17 protein-coding genes are annotated in these 15,576 nt (G+C 61.8%); 11 read left to right on the top strand and 6 right to left on the bottom strand.

Translation table 11 applies throughout. The features are described from left to right. Positions 1-42: 42 nt before the first annotated feature. From AB4048_RS02460 to AB4048_RS02480, 5 genes are all read left to right on the top strand, one after another. Entirely contained in the window at positions 43-888 is an 846-nt protein-coding gene (locus AB4048_RS02460) for a heme/hemin ABC transporter substrate-binding protein (RefSeq protein ID WP_442200477.1), read from the top strand. A gap of 43 nt (positions 889-931) precedes the next feature. Beyond that, positions 932-1,996 carry a FecCD family ABC transporter permease gene (locus tag AB4048_RS02465; RefSeq protein ID WP_442200478.1) on the top strand — a complete coding sequence of 355 codons (1,065 nt, stop codon included), beginning with the start codon at positions 932-934 and terminating at the stop codon, positions 1,994-1,996. A gap of 6 nt (positions 1,997-2,002) precedes the next feature. Continuing rightward, positions 2,003-2,794, top strand: coding sequence for a heme ABC transporter ATP-binding protein (locus AB4048_RS02470; protein WP_442200323.1), 792 nt, complete (start codon positions 2,003-2,005; stop codon positions 2,792-2,794). A 154-nt stretch (positions 2,795-2,948) separates the two neighbouring features. Further along, positions 2,949-3,293 carry a DUF883 family protein gene (locus tag AB4048_RS02475; RefSeq protein WP_442200324.1) on the top strand — a complete coding sequence of 115 codons (345 nt, stop codon included), beginning with the start codon at positions 2,949-2,951 and terminating at the stop codon, positions 3,291-3,293. 8 nt (positions 3,294-3,301) lie between these two features. Next, a complete protein-coding gene (locus tag AB4048_RS02480) occupies positions 3,302-3,712 on the top strand; it encodes a hypothetical protein (protein WP_442200325.1) in 411 nt (136 codons plus the stop codon). Between the two features lie 51 nt (positions 3,713-3,763). Here the strand turns inward: AB4048_RS02480 and AB4048_RS02485 are convergent, their stop codons facing one another. Both AB4048_RS02485 and AB4048_RS02490 read right to left on the bottom strand, forming a co-directional pair. Beyond that, on the bottom strand, positions 3,764-4,318 hold the full coding sequence (locus tag AB4048_RS02485; protein WP_442200326.1) for an RNA polymerase sigma factor: 555 nt from the start codon (positions 4,316-4,318) through the stop codon (positions 3,764-3,766). 9 nt (positions 4,319-4,327) lie between these two features. Beyond that, the gene (locus AB4048_RS02490) at positions 4,328-4,528 is read right to left on the bottom strand and encodes a NepR family anti-sigma factor (protein ID WP_442200327.1); all 201 of its coding nucleotides are present in this window, start codon (positions 4,526-4,528) and stop codon (positions 4,328-4,330) included. A 269-nt stretch (positions 4,529-4,797) separates the two neighbouring features. Between AB4048_RS02490 and AB4048_RS02495 the strand changes: the two genes are divergently transcribed. From AB4048_RS02495 to preA, 5 genes are all read left to right on the top strand, one after another. After that, a complete protein-coding gene (locus tag AB4048_RS02495; protein ID WP_442200328.1) occupies positions 4,798-5,592 on the top strand; it encodes a response regulator in 795 nt (264 codons plus the stop codon). 181 nt (positions 5,593-5,773) lie between these two features. Continuing rightward, positions 5,774-6,769 (top strand): sensor histidine kinase, encoded by a 996-nt coding sequence (locus AB4048_RS02500; RefSeq protein WP_442200479.1) that lies wholly within the window; start codon positions 5,774-5,776, stop codon positions 6,767-6,769. Between the two features lie 171 nt (positions 6,770-6,940). Further along, positions 6,941-7,189: a hypothetical protein gene (locus AB4048_RS02505; protein ID WP_442200329.1), complete on the top strand. Its 249-nt coding sequence runs from the start codon at positions 6,941-6,943 to the stop codon at positions 7,187-7,189. Between the two features lie 178 nt (positions 7,190-7,367). Beyond that, positions 7,368-8,729, top strand: a complete 1,362-nt coding sequence (locus tag AB4048_RS02510; protein ID WP_442200330.1) for an NAD(P)-dependent oxidoreductase — start codon at positions 7,368-7,370, stop codon at positions 8,727-8,729. Positions 8,730-8,739: 10 nt separating this feature from the next. Further along, positions 8,740-10,053, top strand: coding sequence for an NAD-dependent dihydropyrimidine dehydrogenase subunit PreA (preA, locus tag AB4048_RS02515; protein WP_442200331.1), 1,314 nt, complete (start codon positions 8,740-8,742; stop codon positions 10,051-10,053). Positions 10,054-10,112: 59 nt separating this feature from the next. On the opposite strand, the gene AB4048_RS02520 is transcribed toward preA, so the two are convergent. The 3 genes from AB4048_RS02520 to AB4048_RS02530 all read right to left on the bottom strand — a co-directional run bounded on the left by AB4048_RS02520 (position 10,113) and on the right by AB4048_RS02530 (position 13,419). After that, positions 10,113-10,724: a LysE family translocator gene (locus tag AB4048_RS02520; RefSeq protein ID WP_442200332.1), complete on the bottom strand. Its 612-nt coding sequence runs from the start codon at positions 10,722-10,724 to the stop codon at positions 10,113-10,115. Between the two features lie 92 nt (positions 10,725-10,816). After that, positions 10,817-11,626, bottom strand: coding sequence for an AraC family transcriptional regulator (locus AB4048_RS02525; RefSeq protein WP_442200333.1), 810 nt, complete (start codon positions 11,624-11,626; stop codon positions 10,817-10,819). Between the two features lie 50 nt (positions 11,627-11,676). Continuing rightward, entirely contained in the window at positions 11,677-13,419 is a 1,743-nt protein-coding gene (locus AB4048_RS02530) for a cation:proton antiporter domain-containing protein (RefSeq protein ID WP_442200334.1), read from the bottom strand. A gap of 271 nt (positions 13,420-13,690) precedes the next feature. Here AB4048_RS02530 and AB4048_RS02535 point away from each other — a divergent pair, with 271 nt between their 5' ends. Then, positions 13,691-14,737, top strand: coding sequence for a magnesium and cobalt transport protein CorA (locus tag AB4048_RS02535; RefSeq protein WP_442200335.1), 1,047 nt, complete (start codon positions 13,691-13,693; stop codon positions 14,735-14,737). A gap of 18 nt (positions 14,738-14,755) precedes the next feature. On the opposite strand, the gene AB4048_RS02540 is transcribed toward AB4048_RS02535, so the two are convergent. Beyond that, positions 14,756-15,403 carry a TetR family transcriptional regulator C-terminal domain-containing protein gene (locus tag AB4048_RS02540; protein WP_442200336.1) on the bottom strand — a complete coding sequence of 216 codons (648 nt, stop codon included), beginning with the start codon at positions 15,401-15,403 and terminating at the stop codon, positions 14,756-14,758. Between the last annotated feature and the right edge of the window lie 173 nt (positions 15,404-15,576).

Raw genomic sequence — 15,576 nt, forward strand, 5'->3', positions numbered from 1 at the left:
CCCGCCGGGTCGCGCACGGTTGCGTCGATGCTGATCGCAGCAATGCTGGCGGCGGGCGGCTTGGCTCTTCCGCATGGGACGCATGCTGCCGAGGCGGCGAAGATCGACACCTCGCGCCTCGTTTCGGTCGGCGGCGACGTCACTGAGATCATCTATGCGCTCGGCGAGGAGAACCGGCTGATCGCACGCGACTCGACGAGCATCTACCCGGAAGCTGCGTCCAAGCTGCCGGACGTGGGGTATATGCGCGCGCTTTCGCCTGAGGGCGTTCTCGCCGTCAAGCCGACCGCAATCATCGCCGTCGACGGCTCCGGTCCACCGGAAGCGCTCGCCGTGCTGCGCAATGCCAGCGTACCCTTCGAAACCGTGCCGCAGAGCTTCGACCGCGACGGGATCCTGAAGAAGATCGATACGGTCGGCGCCCTCCTCGGCGTTACCGACAAGGCGAAGGCGCTGGAAGAAAAGGTCGCCGGGGATCTGGACGCTGCCGTGGCGGACGCAGCCAAGCGGCCGGACAGCGAGCGCAAGCGGGTGCTTTTCATCCTGAGCGCGCAGGGCGGGAAGATCATGGTATCCGGCACCGGCACCGCCGCCGACGGCATCATCCGGCTTGCCGGCGCCGTCAACGCGGTCACCGCCTTTCCCGGCTACAAGGCGATGACGGACGAAGCCATCATCGAAGCCAAGCCCGACGTCATCCTGATGATGGACCGGGCAGGTCAGCACGCAGCGGCAAACGACGACCTGCTCAAGCAGCCCGCCCTGTCGCTGACGCCGGCGGCTGCCAGGAACGCGGTCATCCGCATGGACGGCCTGCATCTGCTCGGCTTCGGTCCTCGTACGGCAAGCGCCGTGCGCGAGCTGAACGCGGCCGTCTACGGACAGTAGCATGACCATTCTCGACGGCATCAGAGAGGGGGCGGAACGATCGATGCGCAACGCCCGCCTCCGCCGGGCCGACGGCGACCGCTCGCAGATCGCCGTTGCGGCGATCGCCGCACTTGTCGTCTGTGCCCTGCTCTCGCTCGTCTTCTGCGTGACCACGGGCGCGGCCGAAGCGTCGGTGATCGATGTCGTCGCCAGCCTGTTTTCGACATCCGCCGAGACGGCGCGTGACCGGATCATCATCCTCGACATCCGCCTGCCACGCGCCATCCTCGGCTTTCTCATAGGCGCCTCGCTTGCGGTTTCCGGCACGATCATGCAGGGGCTGTTCCGTAATCCGCTCGCCGACCCCGGCCTCGTCGGCGTTTCCTCGGGAGCAAGCCTCGGCGCCGTCACGATGATCGTTCTCGGGAGCACGATCGCCGCGCCCGTGTACGCCATCTTCGGAATCTACGCGCTGCCGCTCGCGGCCTTTGTCGGCGGGCTCCTGACGACGCTTATTCTCTATCGTGTCGGCACCCAAGGCGGCCGGACTTCGGTTGCCACCATGCTGCTTGCCGGTATCGCGCTCGGCGCGATGACCATGGCATTTACCGGCATCCTGATTTCGATGGCTGACGACAAGCAACTGCGAGACCTGACCTTCTGGGGCATGGGCTCGCTTGCCGGCGCCACGTGGACGAAGATTGCCGCCGCGGGACCCGTCATCGCGTTGGCGCTCGCCACCATCCCCTTCATGGCACGCGGGTTGAACGCCATGACGCTCGGCGAAGCGGCCGCGTTTCACATGGGCGTCCCGGTACAGCGGTTGAAGATCGTCGCCATCGTCACGGTCGCGGCCGCCACCGGTGCGTCGGTTGCTGTCAGCGGCGGTATCGGCTTCGTCGGCATCGTCGTGCCGCATATCCTGCGCATGGCAATCGGCCCGGATCACCGCTACCTCCTGCCGGCGGCCGCCCTTCTCGGCGGCACGCTGCTGATCTTCGCCGATTTGGTGGCGCGCACCATCGTCGCTCCTGCCGAACTTCCGATCGGCATCATCACCGCGGCGGTCGGCGGCCCGTTCTTCCTGTGGATCCTGTTGCGGCAGCGCGCGCGCCTGAGCCTGTGATATCAGATGATTGACATCAAGCACCTTTCAGTCCGCCTCTCAGGCAGGCCAGTCGTCCGCGACATTTCCTTCGCGGCGCGCCCGGGCCAGTTGACGGCGATCTGCGGCCCGAACGGCTCCGGCAAGACGACCACGATGAAGGCGGTGGCCGGCGAGATCCCCTATGACGGCTCTGTCAGCCTGAACGCAGCCGAGGTTTGCGAACTCGCGCCCTGGCGGCTCGCGGCGATGCGGGGCGTACTGCCGCAAGCAAGCGCCCTGTCCTTCCCCTACACGGTACGCGAAGTCGTCAGCATGGGGGTGACGGCCGGACGCAACCGCCGGCCGGAGCAATCCGAGCGCACCGTCAGGACAGCGCTCGCCTCCGTCGATCTTTCGGGCTTCGAAGGCCGCTTCTATCAGGAGCTTTCCGGCGGAGAGCAGCAGCGCGTGCAGCTTGCGCGCGTGCTTTGCCAGATCCCCGAACCGACGATCGACGGCAAGCCCTGTTGGCTGCTGCTCGACGAGCCTGTCTCCAGTCTCGACATCAGCCATCAGCTGACGATCATGCGGCTTGCACGAAACTTCTGCGCGGCCGGCGGCGGCGTCATCGCGGTCATGCACGATCTTAACCTCACGGCGCTTTTCGCCGACAGGATCGCTCTCCTGAAAGGGGGCGAACTCGCGGCCTGCGGCACAGTCGGTGACGTCCTCACCGACGAACGCCTCGAACAGGTCTTCGGATGTCGGCTGCGGGTGAACCGCGTGCCGGCGGATGGCAAGCCGTTCGTGCTCGCCCACAGCGTGCTCGAAGACTGACGCCGCCCAAGCGAATTGCCCGCAACGGGAACTTTTCCCAGCCTTTCGGCGTTCAACCTAGCGACACAGATCAATGGGAGGAACCTGCGTGCGCGCAGGGTCCCATGATCTTGAACCTTTCGGCGCCCATGCGTCCCAACCAAGGAGCAAAGTCATGGCAACGTCCATCCTTCAATCCGTTCGCGGCCGACGCAACGGCGCGCTGCATAGCATCGAGACAAGCATCGAGGAGCAGGTCGAAAGCCTGCGCGACGAGATCGCGGCGCTGGCAAAGACCATCGGCAAGACAAGCGCCGGCGAAGGAAGCAAGCTCCGCTACAAGGCGGAGGCGAGCCTCGAAGATCTGATGGGACGCAGCGACGATCTGCTCAAGGAGTTGCAGGACAGCTATCTACGCGGCGCTCGCGAGATGCGCGACACCGTCCGTCGCCATCCTGTCGCGACAATCGGCGCAGCTGCCGCTTTAGGTGTTCTCTTCGCCCTCATCGCACGTCGTTGAGGGGAGGCTTGATGCTGTCGCTCATCAGCCACCTGATATCGGGATCGATTCACAACACCGTTGCGCGGACCAAGCGCAACGGTATTTTCGTGGCGATCGCCGGCCTCCTCTTCTTGACGGCCTACGGTTTCGCGCTGGTGGCAGCGGCGGTCTGGCTCGCCGGCCTCTACGGCGCGATTGGAGCCGCGATCCTGCTCGCGGCCGGCGCATTGCTCCTCGGCATCATCGTGCTCGTTGTCATGATGATCATGAGCCGCCAGGAGGCGCAGCGCGCCCGTGATAGTCGAGCATCGCTCGACACGATGGCGGCTGCCGCGCTGCATATCGTGAAGTCGCAGCCGCTGTTGACGACAGCCGTCGCGGCCGCTTTTCTCCTCAGCAACTTGATCGGCAAGGACAGCCGCAGGGATCGCGACTGACGTCGAAGCCGCCGAACGAAGGATCGTTCGGCGGCTCCTTTACTCCGTTCCTCAGAAGGCGAAGGCGCGCGAGGTCAGCGGCGAGGACGTCGCGTCCGGCCCGAAATCGGCTTCACCTGAGATCTGCAGCAATTCTTGCAGGCGCTGGCGCGCGCGGTTGACGCGGCTCTTGATCGTGCCGACGGCGCAGCCGCAGATCTCGGCAGCTTCCTCGTAGGAGAAGCCCGAAGCGCCGACCAGCACGATCGCTTCGCGCTGATCCGGGGGCAATTGATCGAGAGCCTTGCGGAAGTCCTGAAGATCGAGGGCGCCGTACTGCGAGGGGTGGGTCGCCATCGATTCGGTGAAAAGCCCGTCGCTATCCTGCACCTCCCGGCCGCTCTTGCGCATCTGGCTATAAAGCTCGTTGCGCAGAATGGTGAAGAGCCAGGCTTTCATATTGGTGCCCATCTCGAAATGGTCCTGCTTCGCCCAGGCCTTCATGATGGTGTCCTGGACGAGATCGTCGGCTCGGTCGTGGCGGCCGATCAGGGAGATGGCGAAGGCGCGAAGACTCGGGAGTGCCGCGAGAAGTTCACGCTTGAAGCTCGGTTCAGCTTTGTCCATGTAACGCCCCTACTCGACCGTCTTTGCGGCCATTTGCTCAGCCCTGTCGAGCTTTTCGAGCAAATCCAGAAAGCGGTCCGGGATAGCTTCCTCCTGGGCAGCCGCATACAGCGAACGTAACCGTATACCGATCTGGTTGTTGGGGTCCAATATATCCACGGCGCGCAAATCTGGCCGCTTCTGCTCTGCTTCTTGTTTTCGCGTGGTCATGTAACCTATTCGCTCTTGGCTTATTTGTTGCATCGATGGACCCGCCCCATACTTTCGTCTGCCGGATGCCGAGCCACGCTCACATCGCCCTGCCCGACACGGCTCCGGCAACAAGTATTGTCCGATGACCACCATTGGTATCGCGACTGATAATGCCGCTGAATAAAAAAAGTTCCGTTGACTGAGTATCATTGCAGGAACTTTTTTCGACCGCAGGCGTTAATCCCTCCATTGAAGCCGAAGAACGACTTCACGATGGGAGCTATTGAATGACACTTTCTACTCGGATCGCGCCGCACCTTCCTTACCTGCGCCGCTACTCCCGCGCGCTCACCGGAACGCAGACATCGGGCGATGCCTATGTCGCCGCCGTGCTCGAGGCGATCATCGCCGACATAACCATCTTTCCCGACACCTCTAACGATCGGGTTGCACTGTATAAACTGTTCACGAAGCTCTTCGGTTCCACTGCCGTTCAAATCCCCGAACCGACCTCTCCCTATGCTTGGGAACAGCGCGCTTCCGTCAACCTGGCGAAGGTTTCGCCGGTTGCTCGCCAAGCCTTTATTCTCGCCTCGGTCGAGAACTTCCGTCTCGCCGAAATTTCGCAAATTCTCGACGTCGAAGAGCCCGAGGTCGTACGTCTTCTCGACAAGGCATCCCAGGAAATTTCGCGCCAGGTTGCAACCGACATCATGATCATCGAGGACGAGCCGCTGATCGCGATGGATATCGAGCAGATGGTGGAGAGCCTTGGCCACAAGGTCACCGGCATCGCACGAACCCATGCCGAGGCCGTGGCACTTTACAACACTACCAAGCCGAACATGGTGCTTGCCGATATCCAGCTCGCTGACGGCAGTTCCGGCATCGATGCGGTGAACGATATTCTGAAAACGTCCAGCATACCGGTCATCTTCATCACCGCTTTCCCGGAGCGGCTTTTGACCGGAGAGCGGCCCGAACCGACCTTCCTCGTCACCAAGCCGTTCAATCCCGACATGGTGAAAGCATTGATCAGCCAGGCGCTGTTTTTCAATGAAACGACCAAGGTCGCCGCCTAGTCACGATTTTTTGTTTCCCAACGGAACAATGAAAGCACGAAGGCGTTCCAGCGAAGCTGGGGCGCTAGAGTTCTGTAGCAATTTGTTAAGGAATTGACACCAAAGTCCTTAAAAGGGCGCTGCTCGCCAAGGTGTACAGTCAGGGCGAGGGAAAGGCGGTTTGGTGACGACGACAAACCCTTTGTCCGGGGTGTTCGAACCATTCGTGGGCGAGACCGCCATGATGGAACGGGCGCTTAGGATCGCTGGCATTTCGATCCTGTTCCAGGATGAAACGCTGGCGGTTCGCTATGCGGAAAATCTGCCTGATCATCTGCAGTCTTCGCTCGTTCTTGGCGATGACGATGCCGCGTTGTTTGGCGCCAAGGACGGTGACAAGCTGATAGCCTTGAAACGCCAGGTTCTTCAGACCGGCGAGCCGGCCAGCGGCGAAATCGAAATGTCCACGAACGACGGCACCAAGATCTACGAGCTGCGCGTTGAGCGCATCGGCAGGCATGGCCGCTTCGGGCTGCTTTCGGTCATTTCGGAGATCACGGAAAGCCGGCATCGCGAAAAGGTTCTGAAGTCGCTGCTGCGGGAGTTGTCACACCGCTCGAAGAACCTGCTTGCCATCATCCAGGGCATTGCCACCCAGACTGCGCGCTATACCCCCTCGCTGGATAGTTTTCTCGTCAAGTTCCGCGGTCGCCTGCAATCGCTGTCGCACTCGCAAGACCTGGTCACCGATTCCAGCTGGCGGGGCGCCTACCTTTTCGAGCTCGCCGAAAAGCAGTTCGCGCCCTATTGGCCCGACGCCGGCGTGCCGATGCCCATCTATGGCATCAACGCGCATCTCTCGCCGAACGCCGCGGTTCATCTGGGACTTGCGCTCCACGAATTGATCGTCAATTCCGCAACCCATGGCGCAATCGCGGCAGGCGCCACCAGCATCGTGCTGAACTGCGCGGAATCAGAGCTGGACGGCAAGAAGGCCATTGAGGTGACATGGTCCGAGCGCGTCTTCGGCCCGGCCGCCGCGCAGGAGTTCGAGGACAACACCTTTGCCAAGACGGTGCTCGAGCGTGTGGTGCCGACATCCATGAACGGCAAGGCCGATTTCGGAGCCGGGCCAGAACGCATAAACTATCGCATTGTCATTCCTGAACCGGAATATGAAATATTGAAACGCCGCTAGCCGCTTGGCGCAATTCCAGGAAAGTGTGACGCGGTTTTCCGTCCGGAACATTTGCGTATTTCGAAGAAAAACTGAAACGCTCTACCCATGCTTCTCTCCCACATCGCAGACAGCAAAACAGCCAGTGCGAGGGCGGCGCACTGGCTGCTTTTTACTCACCGGGAGGGGACCGTGAGTATAGGTCCGGTGATGGGTTGGGGGCGCGCATTGGGTCGATGCGATCATCATCCGGACACAGATAAAACCGCCGTTTCGGCTTTTGGTTCCCATGGTTCCGAAAAAAAATACGTTCTCTCGAAAAATCTTTCATTCTCGTTCTGGCTGCTCCCCACAGTACTACGAGCAAGCGTGAAGAAGGCCTTCGGCGTAGACCTGATCAAGACTATCAAGTTTCCAAAACCTATCGGCACGCGAACGTGAATTGTACATTCCTTCCAGCCACTTGCGTCGGGCCAAGCACTAGCGCCCTGTGACCTTAGATTGGCGCCCACGTCGGCGGTCGGGAGGGTCTCAATTCCCAAAATTTTACCGTTTGATAAAATTTTTATCCTGAGTTACCGTTCGTTCCACTAGCCGTTTACTATAAGAGGGAACTTCAATGGGACGACTGGAAACTGGGATTCATAAGGGTAGGCTGACGCCGGCCGAATATGAGGCGAATTTCTCCGACCTGCATCCGAGCCTCGACGACCATGAGGCGCTCGTCGCCTCCGATCGTTGCTATTTCTGCTACGACGCCCCCTGCATGACGGCCTGTCCGACCTCGATTGATATTCCGCTGTTCATCCGCCAGATCTCAACCGGCAATCCACTGGGCTCGGCGAAGACGATATTCGACCAGAACATCCTTGGCGGCATGTGCGCCCGCGTCTGTCCCACCGAAACGCTTTGCGAAGAGGCGTGCGTGCGCAACACCGCCGAAGAGCGTCCCGTCGAGATCGGACGCCTCCAGCGCTACGCGACGGATACGGCGATGGCCGAGAACAAACAATTCTACGCCCGCGCTGCCTCGACCGGCAAACGGATCGCCGTCGTCGGCGCCGGCCCGGCGGGTCTCGCCTGCGCCCACCGGCTTGCGGTGAACGGCCATGAGGTCACTCTTTTCGATGCGCGCGAAAAGGCTGGCGGCCTCAACGAATATGGCATCGCCACCTACAAGACCGTCGACGACTTCGCCCAGCGAGAGGTCGACTACGTGCTGTCGGTCGGCGGCATCGAGGTGCTGAACGGGCAAGCGCTCGGCCGCGACTTCAGTCTTGCCGATCTTGCTTCCCAGTACGACGCGGTCTTTCTCGGTCTCGGCCTTGCCGGGGTGAACGCCCTGCGCACCGAGGGCGAGGACCTCCACGGCGTGACCGACGCGGTTGCCTATATCGGCGAACTCCGCCAGGCGACGGACAGGGCCGATATCGCCATCGGCCGCCGCGTCGTCGTCATCGGCGGCGGCATGACGGCTATCGATGCCGCCGTTCAGGCAAAACTGCTCGGCGCTGAAGAAGTCACGATCTGCTATCGCCGCGGCAAGGAGCATATGAACGCCTCCGAATTCGAGCAGGACCTTGCCACATCCAAGGGCGTGATCATCCGTCACTGGCTGGCGCCGAAGCGCATTCTCGACAAGGACGGTAAGGTCGCGGGCATCGAGGTCGAGTACACCGAGCTCCGCGACGGCAAGCTTACGGGCACGGGCGACACCGGCGTCATCGCCGCCGATCAGATTTTCAAGGCAATCGGCCAGACATTCGAAGCGTCCGGCCTCGGCTCTTTGCACATGGAGGCGGGCCGCATCTCGGTCGACGGCGAAGGCCGCACCTCGATCGACGGCGTATGGGCCGGCGGCGACTGCGTGCTCGGCGGCGAAGACCTCACCGTATCGGCCGTCGCGCACGGGCGCGATGCCGCCGAATCCATCAACCGTGCGCTTGCCGCCGGCGCAAAGCCGGCCGCGGCGGTAGCATAGGGGAACTGATATGGCTGATCTGCGCAACAATTTCGTCGGCATCAAGTCCCCGAACCCGTTCTGGCTCGCCTCGGCGCCGCCGACCGACAAGGCCTACAACGTCGAGCGCGCCTTCAAGGCCGGTTGGGGCGGCGTCGTCTGGAAGACGCTCGGCGAGGAAGGCCCGCCGGTCGTCAACGTCAACGGCCCGCGTTATGGCGCGATCTGGGGCGCCGACCGCCGGCTGCTCGGCCTCAACAACATCGAACTGATCACCGACCGCGACCTTTACACCAACCTGCGCGAAATGAAGCAGGTGAAGATGAACTGGCCCGACCGCGCGCTGATCGCCTCGATCATGGTTCCCTGCGAAGAAAATGCCTGGAAGGCGATCCTGCCGCTGGTCGAAGAAACCGGCGCCGACGGCATCGAGCTCAACTTCGGCTGTCCCCACGGCATGTCCGAGCGCGGCATGGGCTCGGCGGTCGGCCAGGTGCCGGAATATATCGAAATGGTCGTGCGCTGGTGCAAGCAATACACGCGCATGCCTGTCATCACCAAGCTGACGCCGAATATCGCCGACATCCGCAAGCCGGCACGCGCCGCAAAGGCCGGCGGCACCGACGCGGTCTCGCTGATCAATACGATCAACTCGATCACTTCGGTCAACCTCGACAGCTTCTCGCCCGAGCCCTCGATCGACGGCCGGGGCAGCCACGGCGGCTATTGCGGCCCGGCTGTCAAGCCGATCGCGCTCAACATGGTCGCGGAAATCGCCCGCGACGCTGAAACCCGCGGGCTGCCGATCTCCGGCATCGGCGGGATCACCACATGGCGCGACGCCGCGGAGTTCCTGGCGCTCGGCGCCGGCAACGTGCAGGTCTGCACCGCGGCCATGACCTACGGCTTCAAGATCGTCCAGGAGATGATCACCGGTCTTTCCAGCTGGATGGACGCCAAGGGCCATACTAGCCTCGACGATATCATCGCCCGCGCCGTGCCCAACATCACCGATTGGCAGTATCTAAACCTCAACTATGTGGCCAAGGCGCATATCGACCAGGACGCCTGCATCAAATGCGGCCGCTGCCACATCGCCTGCGAGGACACCTCGCACCAGGCGATCACCCAATTCGTCAACGGCGTACGGCATTTCGAGGTGATGGAAGACGAGTGCGTCGGCTGCAATCTCTGCGTCAACGTCTGCCCCGTTCAGGACTGCATCACCATGGTCCCCCTTGCCGCCGGCACGCTCGACCAGCGCACCGGCAAGCCGGTCGATCCGAACTATGCCAACTGGACCACGCACCCGAACAACCCGATGGCGCGCCAGGCGGCGGAGTAACGCTGCAGGAAACGACAAGAATGAAGGGCGCGCCGGCGACACCGGCGCGCCTTTCGTGTCTATCGCTCTGCCAGCGCCAGCCGCAGGCCGAGCACCACGAACGCTCCGGCAAATGTCCGCCGCATCCAGGCGATGACGTTAGGACGCGATATGACGTGATCGCGCATCGATGCGGCAAATATCCCGTAGGTCGCAAACACGGCGAATGTCATTGCCATGAACACGCCGCTCAACGACAGCATGCGGGCCAAGGGATGGGTTTCTCCAGCACTGACGAACTGCGGCAGGAAGGCAAGGAAGAAGACCGACAGCTTCGGATTTAGGATGTTGATGAGGATCGCGCGGATCACGATCTCGACCGCCGACCTTACAGCCGATGAGGTCTCCACCTTGAGCGCACCCTCCTTGCCGAGGGAATTCCAGGCCATGTAGAGCAGGTAGGCAACGCCCGCGTACTTGAAGATCTCGAACGCGACGGCGCTGGTATGCAGGATCGCGGCCAGCCCGCCGACTGCGGCAAGAATATGCGGCACGATGCCGAGCGTGCATCCAAAGGCAGCGATGACGCTGGCCTTGGCCCCGCGGGACAATGCCGTCGCCAGCGTGTAAATGGCTCCAGTTCCCGGCGAAGCGACGACAATGAAGGTGGTGATCAAGAATTCGATGCTCATCCGGCTTTCCTGTCCTGCTGCCTGTTTTCAGCAAGAGGTCTATCGCTGTCGAAAGCATCGCGTCTTGAACGGAATTGCAGGGAAGAGGAAACTCAGTTGAAGGCCGCGGCATACGCGCCGGGCGACACGCCGTATTTCCGCGAGAAAATCCGCGTCATGTGACTTTGATCGGCAAAACCACAGGCGGCTGCAACATCGGCCAGGGGTGTCCCCCGCACAATCAGGCGACGAGCGAGGTCCATGCGCTTCTGCGTCAGATAGGCGTGCGGCGTTAAACCGGTCGCCGCCACGAAGCCGCGCAACAGCTGGAACCGGCTCAAGCCGCAGAGGCCGGCCAAATCTCCAAGCGTGACCGCCGTCGCCGGCTCGTCATTGATCGACGTCTTCGCCTTCAAAATTTTCGCGGCCAGCCCCTTGCTCTCCTGCGCCGCGTTCTCACGCTCCATCAGTCGATCGACTAGGAACAGCAGCATTTCCTCGCTTCGAAAGGACGAACCATCCGCAGGTCCGGTCAAGGCGGCAAAAAGCTGCAACAACCGAGCCGCAGTGGCCGGATCGTTAATGACAGGCTGCGTAAACTCGAAGGAACTCGGCCGAGCCGCACCCACATCCTGCGCCGCGTCGGCGACGAGCGCGGGATCGAAGTAGATCATTCGCCACGCGCGGCCTGCATCACCGATCGGCGCACCGTCGTGTACTTCTCCGGGATTGACGGTGATGACGTCGCCCGGCCCTGCCTCAACCGGCCCGCGCCCGCTCGCCGACTTTTGGGCGCCCTGAAAGATGACACCGATACCGAACTGGTCGTGCGTGTGCTTCGAAAAAACGTGCGCCGTCCGCGCCTCGACCGCCTCGACACCGGGCATGGCACACCGCAACATTCTGAACTCGCCGAAGATCATTCTCAATCACTCTCAAGCATCGCGACACCGTTTGACCTTGATCCCCGGCCTCAATTCGCGTCCAGCGACTGGCCGCGCTTCTTGCGGGACATGTTCATCTCCGCTCTCACCCTTGCCGTGTCGCTGACGGCCGAGCGCAAGGCCGGATGCCTCGACATGAAGATGTTGAAGTCCCGGCGTTCGAGCACAAGGAACTGGCAGAAATCGACGGCGACGATGTCGGCGGTGCGGCGGCCGCCGTTCAGAAGCGCCATTTCGCCGAAGAAGGCACCCGCCTCGAGCAGGATCTCCTCGTCCTCGAGCTGAACTTCGACCGCACCGGACGCGATGAAATACATGCCGTCGCCCCAATCGCCGACCCTGAGAACCCGTTCGCCCGGCGAAGCCGCCTTCGGCCGGAACAGCAGCAGTAGCTCTTCCTGCGAATGACGATCGACCTCGGAAAGCAGGGGGAAGGTCTCGATGAGCTGCTGGATCTTCAATTGATGCTGCCGGTTTCGTTCGTCCGCCCGTGCCCTGCTGCGTTCCAGTTCGCGGCACAGCATCTCCTGCCGCTTCCTGCCATAGCGGCGCAGAAGCAATGGCCACCGGCCGCGCGCGACGTGCTCCAGTTTCTCCGTCGCGAAGAACACCAGCGGATTGAGCGTGATCGACACCAACGCGGCCGCAAGGATGACGTCCTGCCCCTCGCGCGGCAAAAGGCCCGCCGTGACCCCGAGCCCGGCAAGTATGAAGGAGAACTCGCCGATCTGCGTCCGCCCGGCCGCAATCGTCAGGCCCATGCCGATCGGGAAACCCAAAAGGACGACGATCCCGAGCGAGATGACGAACTTGCCGAAGATGATCATGGCCAGCGTGCCGGCGACCTCGACCGGCTGGGTAAGGATAATGGCGGGATTGAAAAGCATGCCGACGGAGACGAAGAACAGCACCGAGAAGGCATTCTGCAAAGGCAGGGAATCGGCGGCCGCCCTGTGGCTGAGATCGGATTCGGCCATGACCACGCCAGCGAAGAAGGCGCCAAGCGCAAAGGAGACGCCGAAGACTTCCGCCGAGCCGAAGGCGATGCCGAGTGCGATGGCAAGAACGGTCAGGGTGAACAGTTCCGGCGAACCCGTCCGGGCCACCTTGATGAGAAGCCAGGGCACGATCTTCGGTCCGACCAGCATGGCGACCGCGGCAAAAGCCGCCACCTTGCAGATTGTCAGCGCAACGAGGAAGACGACGGGCATCCCGGCGGCGCTTGCCGCAGCGGCAGCATGTCCCTTGAAGACGTCAGCCACGAGCGGCAAAAGCACCAGCGCCAGAACCATGACGAGATCTTCGGCGATCAGCCAGCCGACCGCCGCCCGTCCGCCGGGTGTATCGATTAGATTGCGCTCCTCCAGCATCTTCAGAAGCACGACCGTGCTTGCAACGGCGATGCTGAGGCCGAAGATCAGGCCGGCGCCGACGGACCAGCCCGCCAGCGACAGAAGCACGATGCAAAGCACGGTCACCAGCAGGATCTGGCCGACCGCACCGGGAAGCGCAATGCGCCGCACCGCCAACAGGTCCGCCGTCGAGAAATGCAAGCCGACGCCGAACATCAATAGCACCACGCCCATCTCCGCAAGCTGCGACGCAAGCGAAACGTCCGCCAGGAAGCCAGAGGTGAAGGGTCCGATCAGCACGCCGGCAATCAGATAGCCGACAAGCGGCGGCAGCCGCAACCGGTCGGCGCAATAGCCAAGCACGGCGGCAAAGACGAAACTGACCGCGACCGTCGCTATGAGGGCGAAATCCTGATGCACATCCGCCTTCCGTCTATGTGGCGCACCCGCTTTCGGGCAGAAGTTAATGGATCGGCAAGCAGGCTAGCACCGCTCTCCGCCAGGAGTCTACGGACTCCATCCACCTCGGCGGCGGTTGAGCCAATACGCCGCCACTCTGGACCTATTGGACAAGCGCGCGGGAGCAGAAAGCGCCGAAAACTCCGAGAAAACACAGGTACGGTTTCAGGATGCGCATTACGCCGAATTTGGCTATGCTATCTGGCCGGGAGTGACGAATGGGAGGCTACCCATGGCTCTGGACTGGACCGAGGACCTGAAGGCCGGCAAACCCGGCGATATCCCTTACGCGTCGTCGCCCCAAATACGGCCGGGCGTCGTGGCGGCCGCCGTCTACGTCAACGGCCAGCGTATTCGCGATATCTGCATCGAGGAGGCGAGCGAATGGCGATCCCGCCCGAACGCCGTCGTCTGGATCGGCTTGCATGAGCCGGACGAAGCCTTGCTGTGCCAGATGCAGGCGGAGTTCAATCTCCATCCGCTGGCGATCGAAGACGCGGCGAACGCGCATCAGCGCCCAAAGCTCGAAATGTACGGCGATGCCGTCTTCATTGTCGCCCGCACCGCCCATATGATGGATGGCGAAATCGTTTTCGGGGAAACGCATCTTTTTGCGGGACGAGGCTACGTCGTCTCCGTCCGCCACGGACCGTCGACCTCCTACGGAAGCGTGCGGCAGCGATGCGAGGCAACGCCGAGTGCGCTTGCCCACGGCGAGAATTTCATCCTCTACTCGATCCTCGACTTCATCGTCGACAACTACATGCCCGTCATCGAGATGATGCAGGACGAGATCGAGGAACTCGAAGACCTCGTGTTGCGCGAGCAGCTCAAGAAAGCCGATATCGAGCGCCTGTATCTTCTGCGGCGCAAGCTGCTGCGGTTGCGCAACGCCGTCGTGCCCCTGGTCGATGTTTGCAGACGCTACGAGCATCTCGATCTTCCGGGCATGGACACGACGTTGCAGTCGCTGTTCCGCGATGTCACGGATCACGTGCGCCGCGTCCAGGAAGATATCGACGCGCTCCGCGAAGTTCTGGCGTTTGCCTTCGAAGCCAGCGTGATGATCGGCCAGACGGAGCAGACGGAGATCGCCCGCAAGCTCGCCTCCTGGGCTGCGATCCTCGCCGTCCCCACTGCAATCGCCGGCATTTACGGCATGAACTTCACCGATATGCCGGAACTGCACTACGAGGACGGATACTACGTTGTGCTGGCGGTGATTTTCACGCTTTGCCTTGGTCTCTACGCTTTCTTCCGCCGAAAGAAATGGCTCTGAAACCGACGGGCGGCGCTGCTAGCCTGCTTGATGGAGCATCAGGCCGCCCACGAAGAGCTGCTCGAGATAGCGCGCCGCATCCTCGAAGCGGCCCTCGCCCGCATGCTCCTGACCAAGGACGGCGCGCACCTGGACATCGAAGTCGGCATAGTGCTGCGTCGTCGACCATATGGAAAAGATCAGGTGATAGGGATCGCATTTGGCGATCTTGCCTGCCCGCGCCCAAGAGCGGATAACCTCGGCTTTCTCGTCGACCAACGCCTTTAGCGGGCCTTTGAGTTCGTCCTCGACATGCGGGGCGCCTTGCAGCATCTCGTTGGCGAAAAGCCGGCTTTCCCGCGGGAAATCGCGAGCCATTTCCAGCTTGCGCCGGATATAGCTCCTGATTTCGCTTTCGGGATTGCCCTTGGCATCGAACGCGCGTAGCGGCTCCAGCCAGGTGAACAGCACGCGGTCGATAAGGGCGCGGTGGACCGCCTCCTTGGTGCGGAAGTAATAGAGAAGATTCGGCTTCGACATGCCCGCCACTTCGGCGATCTGATCGATAGTAGAGCCGCGGAACCCGTGAACGGAAAAGACGTCGAGCGCCGCCTCGAGGATCTGCTCTTCCTTCTCTTCCTGGATGCGTGTTCGCCGGAGCGTCCTGGCGGCTCTTGGAATGGCCATATCGCTTCCTGTTTCTCCTTTAAATTCAAGCATTTTAGTCAATTTCGCCCAATGCTGGATTTTTGCGCAATTGCTCGTAAATTTGTCTGTATTTTTCGTCTTTTCCGACTTGAGCGCCGCTGCGGAAGCTGTAATGTTTACCAATCGGTCAAATTATCTTTCAGATGCCAAGT

It is taken from the genome of Rhizobium sp. RAF56 (assembly GCF_052113965.1).
GTDB lineage: Bacteria > Pseudomonadota > Alphaproteobacteria > Rhizobiales > Rhizobiaceae > Rhizobium.

Coding starts and splice junctions, on each gene's coding strand:
- AB4048_RS02460 (WP_442200477.1), top strand. CDS start 43: ATGCTGGCGGCGGGCGGCTTGGCTCTTCCGCATGGGACGCATGCTGCC.
- AB4048_RS02465 (WP_442200478.1), top strand. CDS start 932: ATGCGCAACGCCCGCCTCCGCCGGGCCGACGGCGACCGCTCGCAGATC.
- AB4048_RS02470 (WP_442200323.1), top strand. CDS start 2,003: ATGATTGACATCAAGCACCTTTCAGTCCGCCTCTCAGGCAGGCCAGTC.
- AB4048_RS02475 (WP_442200324.1), top strand. CDS start 2,949: ATGGCAACGTCCATCCTTCAATCCGTTCGCGGCCGACGCAACGGCGCG.
- AB4048_RS02485 (WP_442200326.1), bottom strand. CDS start 4,318: ATGGACAAAGCTGAACCGAGCTTCAAGCGTGAACTTCTCGCGGCACTC.
- AB4048_RS02490 (WP_442200327.1), bottom strand. CDS start 4,528: ATGACCACGCGAAAACAAGAAGCAGAGCAGAAGCGGCCAGATTTGCGC.
- AB4048_RS02495 (WP_442200328.1), top strand. CDS start 4,798: ATGACACTTTCTACTCGGATCGCGCCGCACCTTCCTTACCTGCGCCGC.
- AB4048_RS02510 (WP_442200330.1), top strand. CDS start 7,368: ATGGGACGACTGGAAACTGGGATTCATAAGGGTAGGCTGACGCCGGCC.
- preA (WP_442200331.1), top strand. CDS start 8,740: ATGGCTGATCTGCGCAACAATTTCGTCGGCATCAAGTCCCCGAACCCG.
- AB4048_RS02520 (WP_442200332.1), bottom strand. CDS start 10,724: ATGAGCATCGAATTCTTGATCACCACCTTCATTGTCGTCGCTTCGCCG.
- AB4048_RS02525 (WP_442200333.1), bottom strand. CDS start 11,626: ATGATCTTCGGCGAGTTCAGAATGTTGCGGTGTGCCATGCCCGGTGTC.
- AB4048_RS02535 (WP_442200335.1), top strand. CDS start 13,691: ATGGCTCTGGACTGGACCGAGGACCTGAAGGCCGGCAAACCCGGCGAT.
- AB4048_RS02540 (WP_442200336.1), bottom strand. CDS start 15,403: ATGGCCATTCCAAGAGCCGCCAGGACGCTCCGGCGAACACGCATCCAG.